This window comes from Mesorhizobium sp. YR577, assembly GCF_900116595.1.
In the GTDB taxonomy this organism is placed as follows: domain Bacteria; phylum Pseudomonadota; class Alphaproteobacteria; order Rhizobiales; family Rhizobiaceae; genus Mesorhizobium_M.
This window is the reverse complement of sequence record NZ_FPBI01000028.1, coordinates 24,885-40,522: the sequence shown is the minus strand read 5'-3', so window position 1 is coordinate 40,522 and position 15,638 is coordinate 24,885. Positions and strand designations below refer to the sequence as shown.

At 56.7% G+C, this 15,638-nt stretch carries 14 protein-coding genes; 11 read left to right on the top strand and 3 right to left on the bottom strand.

Annotated elements, in window-relative coordinates; translation table 11 throughout:
- Nucleotides 1–453: 453 nt before the first annotated feature.
- Nucleotides 454–1,350, bottom strand: coding sequence for a bestrophin family protein (locus tag BM413_RS27780; RefSeq protein WP_091918099.1), 897 nt, complete (start codon nt 1,348–1,350; stop codon nt 454–456).
- A gap of 360 nt (nt 1,351–1,710) precedes the next feature.
- Between BM413_RS27780 and BM413_RS27775 the strand changes: the two genes are divergently transcribed.
- The 7 genes from BM413_RS27775 to BM413_RS27745 all read left to right on the top strand — a co-directional run bounded on the left by BM413_RS27775 (nt 1,711) and on the right by BM413_RS27745 (nt 9,119).
- Nucleotides 1,711–3,978: an FdhF/YdeP family oxidoreductase gene (locus BM413_RS27775; RefSeq protein WP_091918098.1), complete on the top strand. Its 2,268-nt coding sequence runs from the start codon at nt 1,711–1,713 to the stop codon at nt 3,976–3,978.
- An 83-nt stretch (nt 3,979–4,061) separates the two neighbouring features.
- A complete protein-coding gene (locus BM413_RS27770) occupies nt 4,062–5,474 on the top strand; it encodes a cytochrome ubiquinol oxidase subunit I (protein WP_091918097.1) in 1,413 nt (470 codons plus the stop codon).
- A gap of 5 nt (nt 5,475–5,479) precedes the next feature.
- The gene (gene cydB, locus BM413_RS27765) at nt 5,480–6,481 is read left to right on the top strand and encodes a cytochrome d ubiquinol oxidase subunit II (RefSeq protein ID WP_091918096.1); all 1,002 of its coding nucleotides are present in this window, start codon (nt 5,480–5,482) and stop codon (nt 6,479–6,481) included.
- Nucleotides 6,481–6,597 (top strand): DUF2474 domain-containing protein, encoded by a 117-nt coding sequence (locus BM413_RS27760; RefSeq protein WP_091918095.1) that lies wholly within the window; start codon nt 6,481–6,483, stop codon nt 6,595–6,597. Before cydB ends, BM413_RS27760 begins: the two co-directional genes overlap by 1 nt.
- Before the next feature lie 133 nt (nt 6,598–6,730).
- The gene (locus BM413_RS27755; RefSeq protein ID WP_091918094.1) at nt 6,731–7,735 is read left to right on the top strand and encodes a cation diffusion facilitator family transporter; all 1,005 of its coding nucleotides are present in this window, start codon (nt 6,731–6,733) and stop codon (nt 7,733–7,735) included.
- Between the two features lie 280 nt (nt 7,736–8,015).
- Complete coding sequence (gene grpE, locus BM413_RS27750) at nt 8,016–8,669, top strand: nucleotide exchange factor GrpE (RefSeq protein WP_175544469.1); 654 nt, start codon at nt 8,016–8,018, stop codon at nt 8,667–8,669.
- A 57-nt stretch (nt 8,670–8,726) separates the two neighbouring features.
- Complete coding sequence (locus BM413_RS27745) at nt 8,727–9,119, top strand: hypothetical protein (RefSeq protein ID WP_091918092.1); 393 nt, start codon at nt 8,727–8,729, stop codon at nt 9,117–9,119.
- A 17-nt stretch (nt 9,120–9,136) separates the two neighbouring features.
- Here the strand turns inward: BM413_RS27745 and BM413_RS27740 are convergent, their stop codons facing one another.
- Together BM413_RS27740 and BM413_RS27735 are read right to left on the bottom strand one after the other, a co-directional pair.
- The gene (locus BM413_RS27740) at nt 9,137–9,622 is read right to left on the bottom strand and encodes a DUF421 domain-containing protein (RefSeq protein WP_091918091.1); all 486 of its coding nucleotides are present in this window, start codon (nt 9,620–9,622) and stop codon (nt 9,137–9,139) included.
- An 84-nt stretch (nt 9,623–9,706) separates the two neighbouring features.
- Complete coding sequence (locus tag BM413_RS27735) at nt 9,707–10,915, bottom strand: molybdopterin molybdotransferase MoeA (protein ID WP_091918090.1); 1,209 nt, start codon at nt 10,913–10,915, stop codon at nt 9,707–9,709.
- Nucleotides 10,916–11,671: 756 nt separating this feature from the next.
- Here BM413_RS27735 and dnaK point away from each other — a divergent pair.
- The 4 genes from dnaK to BM413_RS27710 all read left to right on the top strand — a co-directional run bounded on the left by dnaK (nt 11,672) and on the right by BM413_RS27710 (nt 15,628).
- Nucleotides 11,672–13,573, top strand: a complete 1,902-nt coding sequence (gene dnaK / locus BM413_RS27725) for a molecular chaperone DnaK (RefSeq protein WP_091918088.1) — start codon at nt 11,672–11,674, stop codon at nt 13,571–13,573.
- A gap of 144 nt (nt 13,574–13,717) precedes the next feature.
- A complete protein-coding gene (locus tag BM413_RS33830) occupies nt 13,718–14,410 on the top strand; it encodes a CDGSH iron-sulfur domain-containing protein (protein ID WP_091918087.1) in 693 nt (230 codons plus the stop codon).
- A 34-nt stretch (nt 14,411–14,444) separates the two neighbouring features.
- Entirely contained in the window at nt 14,445–15,350 is a 906-nt protein-coding gene (locus tag BM413_RS27715) for a DnaJ C-terminal domain-containing protein (RefSeq protein ID WP_091918086.1), read from the top strand.
- A complete protein-coding gene (locus BM413_RS27710) occupies nt 15,347–15,628 on the top strand; it encodes a chaperone modulator CbpM (RefSeq protein WP_244538052.1) in 282 nt (93 codons plus the stop codon). Before BM413_RS27715 ends, BM413_RS27710 begins: the two co-directional genes overlap by 4 nt.
- The last annotated feature ends 10 nt before the right edge of the window (nt 15,629–15,638 follow it).

Genomic DNA, 15,638 nt, shown 5'->3' with positions numbered 1-15,638 from the left:
TTTCGTTGCAAGATGCATCACATCAATGCCGCTGCTTCTGGAACGCGATGAACACCTCGAGAATGGGGCGACTGCCGCAACATCCCAATTGCCGGACGTCGTGAGGAGCATGGCCCAAAAGGAGAGATCGGAGCAAGCCGTCTGGTTCGTGTAGACATTGACCGCGGACGCAACCACTGCGCGAGGTATTCCCTCTGATTTGGAGTCGACGTCAGTAGGACTCGTGCCATCCTGTTACCAATCCTTACCGCAACGACGGGCTACCCCTGTCGATGTGCCAGCATTGGTTAGACAGCAACAGATGTGCCATGTCGCGCTGTTGCGTAAAATCAATAGCTTATCTCGGCCTCTCGAAGGAAATTGGACAAGCTGTCCTTCTAGTGCCAGACAAAATGTCCAACACGACTGCCGCGCCTTTGACATTCAGCATAATCTACCCGGCTCATAAGGGTCCTAGCTCAGGATATTGTCTTTTGGCTCAATCGGGGCTGGCAGGTCTTCTTCGCCCAGGAGCGCAAGCAGTTCCCGCTCCAGGTTTCGCCTCAACGCGTCAAGCGGCAAAGCATTGGGCTCCAAACCGAACGGATCTTCGAGTTGATGGCCAAGCGCATCGAGCCCGAAGAAGGTATATGCCACCAGGAGGACGGGTAGAAGAGTCCACCAGCCCAGGGAGCCGGCGAGCGCGAACGGCAATGTCACGCAAAAGACAAGCGCTGTGCGATGCAGCAGCAAGGAATAAGAAAACGGCACGGGCGTATGGGCGATACGCTCGCATCCGCCCTGCACGTCGCTGAGCGCAGTGACCTCACGTTCCAGGACGGAGTAGTGGATCGGCCCTATCCGATCCTGATGCATAAGGGTCAGGCAATATCGGCCAATCCGATCAAGCACTTCGTTTGTCGGATTAGGGTTTTTTGGACTCTCGTTGAAATCCAACCACGGCTTGATCGCAACCAGCTCGTCCTGCCCCCGCAACCGTGCTGCCAGTCCGGCCGCGAAGCCGCATAATCCATAAAGGAGGAAATACCGATCGTGTTCTTCCAGGGTTGAGGTTTGGCGCGCGATTGATCGACAAGCAATGGTCAATTCGCCCCACAACCGTCGTCCCTCCCACCACCGCGCGTAACAGGCGTTGTTTCGGAAGCTCATGAAGACAGACAGCGCGATGCCTATCAGTGTGAAGGGAATAGCGCTGATCCGCGCGAATATTCCCGGATGTTCCTGCGCAGCAAAGATCGCCACAACACTGATAAGCGCAATCGCGATAAGCTGGGCCCCAATCCGGGGTAGAATAGAGCCGTTTATGGCAAACATTATATCTTTGAAGTTGGGCTTCGAGCGTAAGATCATTTGGATATCCGTCGTGTTCGGTGGGACCACTCAGTGCATCGGAACCGCTCGGGCACCCTTCACCGCACACGATTGGCAAGTTTGCGATAGAAGCGCTCTCCACTGACCGAGAAAGCCGCGCTGCTCGACGCGATCTGTACCAGCGATTGGCCTCAAAATGCCGATTGCTCATTCTAGCGGCACAGTCAGCAGCATAATTCGTGCCAGATTCCGGCACCACGCAAAGTCAATGACTTAGCGTCTCGTGCGGGCAACGTTTTGGACATATTGTCCCGATGACAAAGACAAATTGTCTATAGATTTCAATATGATAACGTGATCTAATGCAAATAGGATCATTTCTTGGGAGTGCTTGAAGACATGGCTGACAGCAAGCCCCTTTATAAGACTTATCACCACCCTGCGGGAGGCTGGGGCGCAGCTGCGGCGACCGCGAAAGTTCTGCTTGAGCAGAGCGTCATCACCAAAGGCTCCCGCGCATTACTCGCGATGAACCAGCCGGGCGGCTTTAAATGCCCCAGTTGTGCTTTCCCGGACGCGGACTGCAAGAAGACACTCGAGTTTTGCGAAAATGGTGCCAAGGCGCTGGCCCATGAAGCGACAAAGTTCAGGGTGACCCGTGAGTTTTTCGAAAAACACACAGTGACCGAACTCATGGAGCAGTCGGACTATTGGCTCGAAATGCAGGGACGCTTGACGGAGCCAATGCGCTATGACGCTGCGTCCGATAGGTACGTCCCCTGCGACTGGGATACGGCTTTCGCGATGATCGGCGATCATCTGCGGGCACTCGAAAGTCCGCACGAGGCGGAGTTCTATACGTCCGGCCGCACGCCAAACGAGGCCGCCTTCCTCTATGCGATATTCGTCCGGGCGTTCGGAACCAACAACTTTCCGGATTGCTCGAACATGTGTCACGAGCCGACGAGCCGTGGCCTGCCACCTGCCATCGGCGTCGGCAAGGGGACCGTCGTCCTGAAGGACTTCGAGCACGCAGAGGCGATATTCGTCATCGGCCAGAACACCGGGACGAATTCGCCCCGCATGATGACCAATCTGGTCGAAGCAAGGAAGCGTGGCGTTCCGATCGTGGCCGTCAATCCGATGCCCGAGCGCGCGCTCATACGCTTCACCGAGCCGCAAGATGTCGTACAGATGGCGACCTTCGGATCGACGGCGATCGCAAGCGAGTTCGTTCACATCCGAATTGGCGGCGATCTCGCCCTCATCAAAGGTATGATGAAAGTGATCTTCGAGCGTGAGGCTCAGGGCGAAAAGATCATCGACACGGACTTCATTGAAAAGCATACCGTGGGATTGGACGCGATCCGCGACGACGCCATGGCTCAGGAGTGGTCGGATATCGTCAGAGTTTCCGGATTGGAGGAAGCGCAGATCCGCCGCTGCGCCGAAATCTACATCCGCTCGCGCGCCACCATGATTTGCTACGGAATGGGTCTCACCCAGCATCAGCAGGGATCGCGGCTCCTGCAGCAGGTGGCGAACCTGCTTCTGCTTCGCGGCAATTTCGGAAAGCCCGGTGCTGGCATTTCTCCCATTCGCGGGCATTCGAACGTCCAGGGCGATCGCACCGTCGGGATCGATGAAAAGCCTACGCAAGAGTATCTCGACCGCGTGCGCGACGTCTTTGGCTTTGAGCCGCCACGCGAGGATGGCCATCATACGGTTGAATCGGTCGAGGCCATGGAAAAGGGCATCGCCAAGGTCTTCATCGGGATGGGCGGAAATTTCGTCCGCGCGGTCCCGGACACGGAGCGATCCAACGCTGCAATGCGCAAGCTGGCGTTGACCGTCGGCATTGCAACCAAGCTAAATCGCGGACATCTGGTGCACGGTCGCGATGCGCTGATTCTACCGGTTATTTCGCGCTCGGAGTGGATCCGAACCGCCGCTGGCGAGCAATTCGTCACGATCGAAGATTCCATGTCGAACGTCACTGCCTCGCGCGGCGTCCTGACACCGGCCAGCCCGCATCTGCTTCCTGAGGTGGAGATCGTGTGCCGGATGGCGATGGCGACACTGCCCAACAGCAGAATTCCATGGGAAAGCTATATCGCTGACTACGATCTTATTCGCGACAAGATTGCTGAGGTCTATCCTGAGATTTACAGCAATTTTTCGGAGAAGATCAAAAACCCAAAGGGGTTTCATCTGGACGTGCCGCCAAGGCGGTTGATCTGGCCGACGCCAAACGGCAAGGCGAATTTCCTGCTCCTGCCGGGCCTAGAGGTAAACAATCCTATCTCGGATCCATCAATGCTGCGATTGGCGACCGTGCGTTCACACGATCAGTTCAACACGACGATCTACAGCTATAATGACCGCTACCGTGGCGTTTACAACGACCGTATGGTTCTCTTCATGAATGCAGAGGATCGCGCTGACAGAGGCTTGGAAGCGGGATCTGTTATCGCACTTGAGACCATCAGCGATGACGGTGTTGAGCGCCGTGTCGACGGCCTGACTGTGTTGGATTATCCGATGCCGCGCGGGTCTATCGCCGGATACTACCCCGAGCTGAACCCGCTTTTGCCTCTCGACTATTACGACAGGATCAGCGGCACGCCGGCGGCAAAATCCATACCCGTTCGCGTCGTCACGGCCTGAGCGAACCTTAGGCCGCATTCCAGGACTCCGTGGCGACGGCGCTTCGGAGACGGTGTTTGTACTCTTAAAGGAGGGATGGGGCTTTGCTAGAGCAGCTTGATCCGGTGATACTGGCACGTGCGCAATTCGCGTTCACGGTTTCATTTCACTTCATCTTTCCAGCGTTTTCGATCGGGATTGCAAGCTATCTGATGGTGCTGGAGGGGCTTTGGCTCAGGACCGGTCAAGGGGTCTACGCCAACCTCTATCGCTACTGGCTCAAGATCTTCGCCGTGGTGTTCGGTATGGGTGTCGTGTCAGGCGTCGTCATGTCCTACCAGTTTGGAACCAATTGGTCGGTCTTTTCCAATAAGGCTGGTCCCATCATCGGTCCGCTGATGGCCTATGAAGTGCTGACGGCCTTCTTTCTGGAAGCCGGCTTCCTTGGGGTGATGCTCTTCGGAATGAACAAAGTTGGCAAGCGCCTGCATTTCTTTGCCACGTGCATGGTGGCGCTTGGAACGCTCATCTCGGCGACCTGGATCATTGCCGTCAACAGTTGGATGCAGACACCTGCAGGCTTCGCAATCAATGCCAAGGGGCAATTTGTTCCCGCGGGCTCGTGGTTGCCAATCATCTTTACCGCCAGCTTCCCCTACCGCCTCGTTCACACGGTCATTGCCGCCTATCTTACCACTGCCTTCGTGGTGGGAGGCGTGGGTGCCTGGCACCTCCTGAGGGATGGCAACAATCCAGGTGCCCGGAAAATGTTCTCGATGGCGATGTGGATGGCCGCGATTGTCGCGCCCATCCAGATCATCGCGGGTGATGCCCATGGGCTGAATACGCTGGAACATCAGCCGGTCAAGGTGCTCGCAATGGAGGGCGATTATCAGCCAAGCCCCAACGGGGCGCCACTCATTCTGTTCGGCCTTCCAAGCAACGATGAGGCCCGCGTGAAGTACGAGGTCTCAATCCCGCATATCGGGTCCCTCATTCTCAAGCACGATCCCTTCGCGCCGCTGCCAGGCCTAACGGACTTCCCTCGCGATCAGTGGCCGCCGACACATATCATCTTCTGGTCGTTCCGGATCATGGTCGCGCTCGGTTTTGCGATGCTTGGTATCGGTCTATGGAGTCTGGTCGCCCGCTTTCGCAAGAGACTTTACGACTGGTCATGGTTGCATCGCGCTTGTGTCGTGATGGGACCCGCCGGCTTTGTCGCCGTCATCGCGGGTTGGGTGACGACCGAGGTCGGTCGTCAACCCTTTACCGTCTACGGGCTCCTCAGGACTGCGGAATCACATTCGCCGCTCGCAGCACCCGCAGTGGCCATGTCGCTTCTGGCGTTCGTGGTGGTTTACTTCTTCGCCTTTGGAGCAGGCACCTACTACCTGCTCCGCCTTATGTCCAAGCCACCGACGCGCGGTGAGACCGAGCCTTCGAAGGTGCCACAGCGCGCTGCGGGCATTACGCCAGCGTCGGCTGTCACAGCAACATTTCCTATGAAGGAGTAGGCGTTATGGCCATCGATCTCACCATTGTCTGGGCCGCTGTCATTGGATTCGCCGTGATGGCATATGTCGTGATGGATGGCTTCGACCTTGGCATCGGTATTTTGTTTCCATCGTTTGCCGTGGGAGACGAACGCGACCAGGCGATGAACTCGATTGCCCCGGTATGGGACGGAAACGAAACCTGGTTGGTTTTGGGTGGCGGTGGGCTGTTTGCTGCTTTTCCACTTGCTTACGCTATTATTCTCCCAGCCACATACCCTCTGATGATCGCGATGCTGCTCGGCCTCATATTTCGAGGTATCGCGTTTGAATTTCGATGGCGCGACCCACGCCATCGCCCAATCTGGGATGTTGCGTTCTCGTTGGGATCATTCGTCGCTGCCTTCTCGCAAGGTGTCATACTTGGCGCGATCCTGCAGGGAATTCATGTCGAGAACGACGCTTATGCCGGAGGCTGGCTCGACTGGCTGAGCCCTTTCAGCCTTTTGACCGGCGTTGCCGTGGTGATTGGTTACGCCCTGCTCGGCGCGACCTGGCTCATTTGGAAAACGGAGAACTCGAGCCAAAGCCACGCACGGCGCGTAGCATTCTGGCTTGGCGTCGCAACGCTTCTTGCGCTCGCCGCTGTGAGCGCCGCAACGCCGTTTTTAAGTTACGACTACTGGCGGCGCTGGTTCGCGATGCCGGGCGTATTACTGACCGCGCAGGTGCCGCTGCTCGTACTTATCTGCGCCGCCACCCTTTTCTGGAGCCTCCGTCACAAATCCGAGAGACTCCCGTTTCTCATGGCGCTCACCTTATTCTTGTTGGGCTTTATCGGACTGGGGATCAGCATTTACCCTTATATCGTGCCTCGGGCAGTGACGATCTGGGATGCGGCCGCCCCACCCGAGAGCCAGATCTTCATGCTTTTCGGCGCGCTCGTCATCATACCCATCATCCTCGTCTACACAGGCTGGGCGTACTGGGTATTCCGGGGCAAGGCGGGCGTACACGGATACCACTGATGGTTGCGCATGTCCCCCTTTGGAAACGCCTTGGATGGATGGTTTTGATCTGGGCCGCGAGCGTTTCCGTCCTGGGTGTCATCGCCCAAGCGATCCGGCTCTGTCTGACTGGTTAGACGGCGCAAGGCGCAAGGGTGTGGTCGATATGGCAATCGGGGACTACTCTATCAAAAACTGAGCCGCTCTTGACGAGCCAGGATTTTCGAATGCCGGAGGTCATCCTTGTCTGTAGCGGTATCCGACCCCAACATGCACCGGCGATCATCCCCGCGCCTCGTTGTTTATGCGGCCCTGGCCGGCAACATCGCAGTTGCCGTTACCAAACTTGTCGCTGCCGCTATTACGGGCAGCGCGGCGATGTTCAGCGAAGCCATTCATTCGGTGGTCGACTGCGGTAATGAGGGCTTGCTCCTCTATGGCTATCATCGAGCCACACCGCGGCCAGACCTGGTTCATCCGCTCGGATTTGGCCGGGAACTCTACTTTTGGAGCTTTATCGTCGCCCTGCTCCTGTTTGCGCTGGGCGCTGGCGTCTCCCTGTATCAGGGTGTCCGGCACGTCATTGCCCCGGAGCCTGTCGAATACGTCCTTGTGAGCTACGTCGTACTTGGTCTCTCCTTCCTTTTTGAGAGCGCCTCCTGGATTGTCGCCTGGCGAACATTCGCAAAGATCCGGGGTAGTCTTGGCTTCTGGACCGCATTCCGGCAGAGCAAGGATCCGCCGGCATTCATGGTGCTGTTCGAGGACAGCGCCGCCCTTGTCGGACTATCCATCGCAGCCGCAGGGATCGCGGCGGCCGACATGCTTGAGATGCCGATCCTTGACGGCGTCGCTTCCATCCTGATCGGACTTGTTCTTGCAGTCACCGCAGTTTTGCTGGCGATCGAAAGCAAGAGCCTGCTGATTGGCGAGCGTGCCACGCCCTCACTCGTCGATGCGATTTGCAGGATTGCACAGGAACAACAAGGCGTGATGCATGCAAACAGTGCACTTACGGCCCAACTCGCGCCAGACCAAGCAATGGTAGCACTTAGCATCGAATTCGATAATGCATTACGGACCGAGCAGATCGAGGCATGTGTCGCAGAGATCGAACGGCGCGTTCAACTGACCCACCCAGAAGTGGTCGCACTCTTCGTCAAACCGCAAACGGTGGAACAATTCGAGCGCGGCCGGAAAAGGCGGTTCGGCCAGTTCGCGCTTCCAGCAAGTCCAGCGATCGCGCATTCGGCTCGAGGAGGCAGTTCGAGATAATCGATTGACGTGCTAGCTGGCGTTATCCGTATTGGAGTCGAGTGACTGACATTTTGTCTGGATAAACTCGGACAAACTGTCCTCGTGGAGCGAGACCTGCTCTTCAACAAATTGATATTTTTGTTGTTTCCCCTTTGGCATGGCTATTGCGTGTAACGCACCAAGTATGGGTGACGGCTGCGCATCGCGATGGTCAGCGATCCGACCACTCGCCAGCAATCTGGTTCAGCAACCATTGCCACGGTCATTACGTTTGCGCCTAGATGGATGGGGAGATGAGATGTCCAGAAAACACAAGTCGGAAGTCAAGGCTCAACGCAGGCCAACCGATAACTCGGGATCGGCGGAAGCCACTGAAAGGTTTCCTGGTGAAGCCGCCGCCGTCGCCGACCACCCTGTCAACGCTGAGGCTGCCCTGAGTACGGACAACCAAAGTGACGACGACGCCATGGCAAAGCTCCAGGCCGAAAATGCCGATTTGAAGGACCGGTTGCTCCGAACCCTGGCGGAAGTTGAGAACGTGCGTCGTCGCGCGGAGAAGGACGTTAGCGATACACGCCAATATGCTGTGGCGAAGTTTGCCGGCGATATCCTGAGCGTAGCGGACAATATGGAGCGCGCCATTGCCAGCATCCCCACCGAAGTCCGAAAGGGGCGAGGCGCGATCAAGACGTTGGTCGAGGGTATCGAGCTTACCGAAAGAGAAATGCTGAACGTTTTGGAAAAACACGGCATCAGGAAACTCATTCCCGTTGGGGAACGTTTCGATCCAAATTTTCATGAGGCACTATTCGAGGTCCCCGACGCCACCGTGCCACACGGCACAGTCAGCAGGGTCGTCGAGCCTGGCTATTCGATCGGATCTCGTCCGTTGCGCCCGGCCAAGGTCGCCACCACGCGAGGCTGTCCGCTAGGCACGGACAAACAGGGATAACGCCCGGAGACATTCTGACAAACCGACAATTGGCCACTTATCGAGGAGGAGCACACCATGTCCTACGAGAAAATTCAGACCAAAGGCGCTTATTCCGATTTCACGATCAAGGGTGATGACATCGATGCAAATTTCGATCCTTTGAAAGGTTCAACAGGTAACTGGTCCCTCGGTTTGGTCAACATAACGAATAACGCCTATTCACTCGCCTCAATAAATTACGGGAAATGGTTCAGGATCCCGACAACGGGCAAGAACTGCGAGACGGATTACGAGGAGTGCATTGGAAATGGCGTATGGACCGTGATCCTGACGGTACCCCGGGATTCATCGTCCTTCAGCCTCAGAATAGCAACGCAACCGGATCAGTTCGGCAATGCGACTGGGACAGAGTTTTTGAAAATTACGCCGAGCACCAGTCACGAAGGCGGTATTATCGGTATTGGCTAAGGCCGCACGGCCAACACTCAACTCCACTTGCCATCGAACGTTTCGATCATGATGTGGCCATTGGGCTCAAGGGTCGCACGCTTGATATCGGTTTCAGTGTTGCAACCCGAAAGCCGCATAGCGTTCTTGAAGTCTTCCTCGCTGACCAGCTGTTTGCGCAGCATCCTGCGGTCCACCCTGCCGCCTTCGGCGAGTACCGCAGGCTTACCCTCGACCATCCAGCGGAAACGCAACGAGCGCGCAGACAGCCACGCCACCAGCCAATTGAGAACGATGAGCGTCGTCGCCATGACGAAAGCGCCGGTCAACGAATTGTCGCCGCCGTTGATGCCGTTTTGGACAGTGTTACCAATCAGAATCAGCAGTATCATGTCAAAGGGTGTGAACTGTCCCATCGCCCTTTTGCCGGATATGCGCATCAACACCGTCACCAACATGTAGACGGCGATGCCACGAAGGACAAAATGCCACCATGGAGCGGACAGGCTTAAAAGTTCTTCCATCGTTCTTCACCAAATACCGAGAGTAATAGTCTTACGTTCAGGTTAGGCGGGACGAGAACTCAGCCTAGACCCTAGAGTGGACCGCTAGAAGTCCAGCACAGGCACCAAGCTGTTGGCTGGCAAAGCCGGGCTATCTGCGGCTCGTCTGACCAGCAAGTTCGCGCTAACAAGGGGAAGCTGCGCTGACGCCGACTGTCGCGAGAGAATATCGACACGGTCGCCGTCGAGGCGAGCGTAGAGAAACATTTCCCGGCTGCCAGCCGCGACGGCAGACGCTGCCAGCGGCATTTCTCTCCAGTTAAGTGCAGTGTCGAAACCTCGCCCCGAAAGAGCGCATAGCAGTGGGGCGAGGAAGAGCCGGGCGACGGTCATCGCTGCAGCCGGATTTCCCGGCAACCCGAGCACATGCAAGTTTCCGAGCCGGCCATACCACACTGGTTTACCCGGCTTGATGGCTATACCGGCGAAACTGATTTCGAGGCCGAGCATTCTGAGTGCGGGTCTGGCAAAGTCCCGGTCGCCATAGGAAGCGCCGCCGGCAATGACGAGCACGTCACTGTCGCGACTGGCCATCGTTGCTGCTGATCGGATTGCGTCGATGTTGTCGGATGCAAGCGTCGCGCCGATCAGGTCAGCGCCCCATTGCTTTGCCATAAGCTGAAGCGGTAACGTCAGGCTATCAGGTATACGCGTGTTTGTTGCGGCCGCTGAGCCCGCAGGAGCCAACTCGTCTCCGCTGGTAATGAAGCGAATTCTGGGTCGCTTGTAGACTCGGATGATCGGCTGGTCCGAAGCTGCGGCTACAATCAGTCGTCCCGTGTCAAGCAGCGTTCCGGCAGCCAAAAGAGGCTGCCCGGCGTTGAACCCCGAGCCTTTAGACCGAACGTGGAGGTTCGCGGGAAGCGGATGCATGAGCCGAATGACGCCGTCTCTTTCCTCGACAAGTTCGAAGGGGATCACGCGATCCTTGGATTGCGGTATCGGCGCACCCGTGATGATCCGTACGGTTGTTTCCGGCGAATTCTCATGGCCAGAGGCATCACCTGCATAGCTCGTTCCGACGAGATTGAATTCACGTCTGCCTGCTTGAGCAACTGCATCTTCGACAGCAAAGCCGTCCATGGCAGCGACATCTGTCCGTGGGGAGTCGATATGCGCTTTGATTGGCTCCGCCAAAACCCGAAGCGCGCCATCTCTGATGGGAAGAGGTTCGGTTTCAAGCGGGTCAATTTGCGACCGCAAGATCTCATGTGCCGTGTCGAAAGTGATTGTGGCTACACAGGCTACGGTCATCAAGGTTCTCACACTTCGTCATGGGAATTCTGAATGTAAAATAGTGTCTGCTTCATTGACCATCGCGTGCGCTATTTGCTTGTCGCGTTTGCATGGTGACAACCACAATGCAGTAAATGTGCCAGATTTCAGAAGGCGGGCTACCAGGCCATTAAGCACGTGCTCGATCGACTTTCTGGACATTCTGTCTGAAATTCAGAGCGATTTGTCTCAGGCTCCGCGAGGAGTTTGTCACCCAGCTCCAGAACAACCGAACGTGACCAGGCACAGTCCCTGCGTCTTGGACATTTTGTCTTGCCTTTCACGGACAGCTTGTCCCCGCCGCCATCGAAAAAACCAAACAAGCTATTGATTTCACTTGGAAGCGTGACTTGGCACGTCTGTTGCAATTTTACTGACAGGCGGGAGAAATATCGTGGTGTCGCGGGACGGAAAAACAGCATGGCACGAACCTTAATACCTGCTGAGCAGATTTGCTTGATGGAGCACCGCGTCGAAACCCGGTTCCATTCTCCCAGCACGGAAATGACCCGCTCATTCGTTGATGGCTGTCGTCGGCTAGCGATGAACGGCCTGACTCTCCACCGAAAGAACATCGAGGAGATGAGTTTCAAAAAATGCGTGGTGCCCGCGACACGCGGTGAGAATGCCTTCTCGTGAGGGATCAATGCGACGGAATGCGGCCTGAACGCGGGTTGCATTCCATTGGAACGAAAAACCCAACGGTACATGCAAATTCAAACAAGGAGTAACGTGGTGGCCAAAGTCATTGGAATCGATCTCGGAACGACAAATTCTTGCGTCGCCGTCATGGAAGGCAAGAACACCCGCATCATCGAGAATTCCGAAGGCGCGCGGACGACGCCTTCGATCGTTGCGTTCACGGCAGATGGCGAGCGCCTTGTCGGGCAGCCTGCCCGGCGTCAAGCGGTTACAAATCCAACTAACACGATCTTTGCCGTAAAGCGTTTGATCGGCCGCCGCTATGATGATCCGACGGTCGAGAAGGACAAGGAACTGGTTTCCTACAAGATCGTCAAGGCAGGAAACGGCGACGCCTGGGTCGAGGCTGCAGGAAAGACCTATTCCCCGTCACAAATATCGGCGTTCATCCTGCAGAAGATGAAAGAGACCGCCGAAGCAAATCTGGGTGAGACGATTACGCAGGCCGTCATCACCGTTCCGGCTTACTTCAACGATGCGCAGCGCCAGGCAACGAAGGACGCCGGCAAGATTGCCGGCCTGGAAGTTCTGCGCATCATCAACGAGCCGACAGCTGCTGCACTTGCTTACGGGCTTGAGAAGAAGAAACAGGCCAAGATCGCGGTCTACGACCTTGGCGGTGGCACTTTCGACGTGTCCATTCTGGATATCGGAGACGGCGTTTTCGAGGTCAAGTCGACCAATGGCGACACCTTCCTCGGTGGCGAAGATTTCGACATGCGTCTGGTCAACTATCTGGCAGACGAATTCCAGAAGGAGCAGGGAATAGACCTGAGAAAGGACAAGCTGGCGCTGCAGCGTTTAAAGGAAGCCGCGGAGAAGGCAAAAATTGAGCTTTCCACAGTCACGCAGACTGAAGTCAATCTACCCTTCATCACGGCGGATGCGTCGGGGCCAAAACATCTCCAGGTCAAGATAACGCGGGCCAAATTCGAGTCGCTGGTCGAGGATCTCGTGCAGAGGACGATTGAACCGTGCCTCAATGCGCTGAAGGACGCCGGGCTCACCGCGAATGAAATCAGTGAGGTCGTTCTGGTTGGCGGCATGACCCGCATGCCCAAGATCCAGGAAGTCGTGCAGAAGATCTTCAACAAGGAGCCGCACAAGGGCGTCAACCCGGACGAAGTGGTTGCGGTCGGCGCAGCTATCCAGGCCGGTGTGCTGCAAGGTGACGTCAAGGATGTGCTGCTGCTTGATGTGACCCCGCTATCGCTTGGCCTCGAAACATTGGGCGGCGTTTTCACACGCCTCATCGAGCGCAACACCACGGTGCCAGCGAAAAAGAGCCAGGTATTCTCGACTGCCGAAGACAACCAGAACGCGGTCACCATACGCGTCTTCCAGGGCGAGCGAGAAATGGCGGCCGACAACAAGATGCTCGGGCAGTTCGATCTGATGGGCATTCCGCCGGCACCGCGTGGCGTGCCGCAGATTGAAGTGACGTTCGATATTGATGCCAACGGCATCGTCAACGTCTCGGCCAAGGACAAGGGCACCGGCAAAGAACAGCGCATCCAGATACAGGCCTCCGGAGGTCTCACCGAGGCCGACATCGAAAGAATGGTCAAGGATGCCGAAGCGCACGCCGCCGACGACAAGAAACGTAAGGAAGCCGTCGAAGCGAAGAACGCCGCTGAGGCGCTTTTGCACGAGACTGACAAGACGGTAGCAGAGCATGGCAGCAAGCTGTCGGATGCAGATCGCAAAGCCGTCGAGAATGCAATGGCGGATCTTCGGGAAGCCGTAAAAGGCGACGATGCATCCGCAATCAGCGCCAAGGCAAATGCTCTTCAACAGCAATCCATGAAGCTCGCGGAAGCCGTCCACGCAGCGTCCCAATCGTCCGCCGGTGCCGGTGCGGCTCAGTCGGACGGCGACAATGTCGTCGACGCTGAATTCACGGAGGTCGAAGACGACGACAAGAAGGCGACGTGATATTACCGGAAAGCGGAACTCAGATACTGCGCTGCGTCCAACTGGTATGCGCAATTGTGCCGGGTATTGGAGCAGAAGCGTATCGCGGCCCAGGCGATAGGCGCGGCGCGGGTATCTCACTGTTGACATCAGGAGAGATCGGCCATGGAAAAATCAGACAGCAACATCCGTGTTACGGTCACACGGAATGGTCCTTACATGGTGACCGGCGACGTGAAACTTTCCGAGCAGGTCATTGGCACCGATTCCGAGGGAGCGTCGGAAAATTGGGGCGAGAATGCGTTGCCGGCCGTCGGGCTGAAGTTTGCGCTGTGCCGGTGCGGGCATTCAAACAAGAAGCCATTCTGCGATGGTACCCATGCAAAGATAGGCTTTGACGGCACCGAGGTGGCGGACCGAACGTCATATCTCGAGCAGGCGCAGACGTTCGACGGTCCTTCCCTGGCGCTTCTGGATGTCCAGGGTTTGTGCGCATTCGCGCGGTTCTGCGATCCCAACGGCCAGGTTTGGAGCCAGGCTGCTCAAACCGGCGATCCGGAGGTGCGCAAGACTTTCATTCGACAGGTACAGAACTGTCCCTCCGGACGTCTGGTGGTGTGGGACAAGGACAGCAGAACCGAGATTGAGCCTGAACTCGCTCCTTCGATAGGCCTCATAGAAGATCCAGCCGAGGCCTGCAGTGGTCCAATCTGGCTGCGCGGGGGAATTGCTGTAATTTCAGCGGATGGCGAGCAATATGAGGTGCGCAATCGCGTGACGCTTTGCCGTTGCGGCGGATCCAAAAACAAACCTTTCTGCGATGGGACACATGCCGCGATCAAATTTCACGCCAAGTAGGTTTGGTGATCAACAAAGCTTTCTGGAGTAGGTCGTGAGAAATCCTTACGAGGTTCTTGGTGTTGCCCCCGCGGACACATCTGCCGAGATACAAAGCGCATATCGAAAGCTTGCGAAAAAGCTGCATCCGGATCTCAATCCCGGCGACAAAACCGCGGAGGAGAAGTTCAAGGAGGTCGCCGGCGCCTATGATTTGCTCAGCGATGCCGAGAAGCGGAAGCGTTTCGACAACGGCGAAATCGACGCGTCAGGCACCGAGCGGCCGCAGCACCAATATTATCGCGATTTCGCCTCGTCCGATCAGGGGCACCCTTACGCAGATATGGGCGGCTTTGGCGACTTCATGGATTCCGACGACGCATTTGCCGAGCTTCTGAGACGTGGACAGCGCGGGCGGGCAAACCGACGCGGACAGGATATGCACTACCACTTGCCGATCGACTTCGTGGAATCGATAACCGGGGCCAACAAGCGCTTGACCTTGCCTGACGGCAGCACGCTGGATGTGAAAATTCCCCCAGGCATGGTCGATGGACAGACACTTCGCCTTAAGGGAAAAGGAGCACCGGGCGCAGGCAAAAGTGGACCCGGAGATGCCCTGATCGAGGTCGAGGTTCTCCCTGACCGCCGCTTCACACGCGAAGGCGACGACATATCCCTTGAATTGCCGATCTCTCTTTCAGAAGCGGTTCTGGGCGGACGCATTCGCGTTCCAACGCCCACAGGCGATGTCACCATGTCGGTGCCAAAAGGATCGAACACTGGAACGACACTGCGCCTGAAAGGAAAAGGCGCGCCCCACCGTGGAGGCGGCCATGGGGATCAGTTCGTCAAGTTGAAGATGGTTCTGCCGAAAGCCTCCGATCCCGAGCTCGAGGCATTCGTATCGAACTGGAGTAAGGGCAAGGAATTCAATCCGCGCGAGGATAGAATGTCATGACGATGAACAAAAAGGAGTTCCTCACCTCTTCGGGTTTGCAGGTACAGACGCTGGAAATCTGGCTTGAGCAGCGCTGGCTCATTCCGCAGAACACATCAGACGGAATACAGTTCTCCGACATCGATGTCGCACGTGCTCGCCTGATCCAGGAGCTGAAAAATGATCTGGGCGCGAACGACGAGGGTATCGACGTCATCCTTCATCTCATGGATCAGCTTCACGGAATGCGCCGGGCGCTCGAACAGCTGCGAAAAGACCTTCAGGAGCGATCATTTTAACGACAACCAA

Bases quoted from the DNA above. Each gene is read 5' to 3' on its own strand.
- BM413_RS33830 (WP_091918087.1), top strand. From the start codon at position 13,718: ATGGAAAAATCAGACAGCAACATCCGTGTTACGGTCACACGGAATGGT.
- BM413_RS27710 (WP_244538052.1), top strand. From the start codon at position 15,347: ATGACGATGAACAAAAAGGAGTTCCTCACCTCTTCGGGTTTGCAGGTA.
- BM413_RS27735 (WP_091918090.1), bottom strand. From the start codon at position 10,915: ATGACCGTAGCCTGTGTAGCCACAATCACTTTCGACACGGCACATGAG.
- BM413_RS27745 (WP_091918092.1), top strand. From the start codon at position 8,727: ATGTCCTACGAGAAAATTCAGACCAAAGGCGCTTATTCCGATTTCACG.
- BM413_RS27760 (WP_091918095.1), top strand. From the start codon at position 6,481: ATGGTTGCGCATGTCCCCCTTTGGAAACGCCTTGGATGGATGGTTTTG.
- BM413_RS27740 (WP_091918091.1), bottom strand. From the start codon at position 9,622: ATGGAAGAACTTTTAAGCCTGTCCGCTCCATGGTGGCATTTTGTCCTT.
- BM413_RS27755 (WP_091918094.1), top strand. From the start codon at position 6,731: ATGCACCGGCGATCATCCCCGCGCCTCGTTGTTTATGCGGCCCTGGCC.
- BM413_RS27775 (WP_091918098.1), top strand. From the start codon at position 1,711: ATGGCTGACAGCAAGCCCCTTTATAAGACTTATCACCACCCTGCGGGA.
- grpE (WP_175544469.1), top strand. From the start codon at position 8,016: ATGTCCAGAAAACACAAGTCGGAAGTCAAGGCTCAACGCAGGCCAACC.
- BM413_RS27780 (WP_091918099.1), bottom strand. From the start codon at position 1,350: ATGATCTTACGCTCGAAGCCCAACTTCAAAGATATAATGTTTGCCATA.
- cydB (WP_091918096.1), top strand. From the start codon at position 5,480: ATGGCCATCGATCTCACCATTGTCTGGGCCGCTGTCATTGGATTCGCC.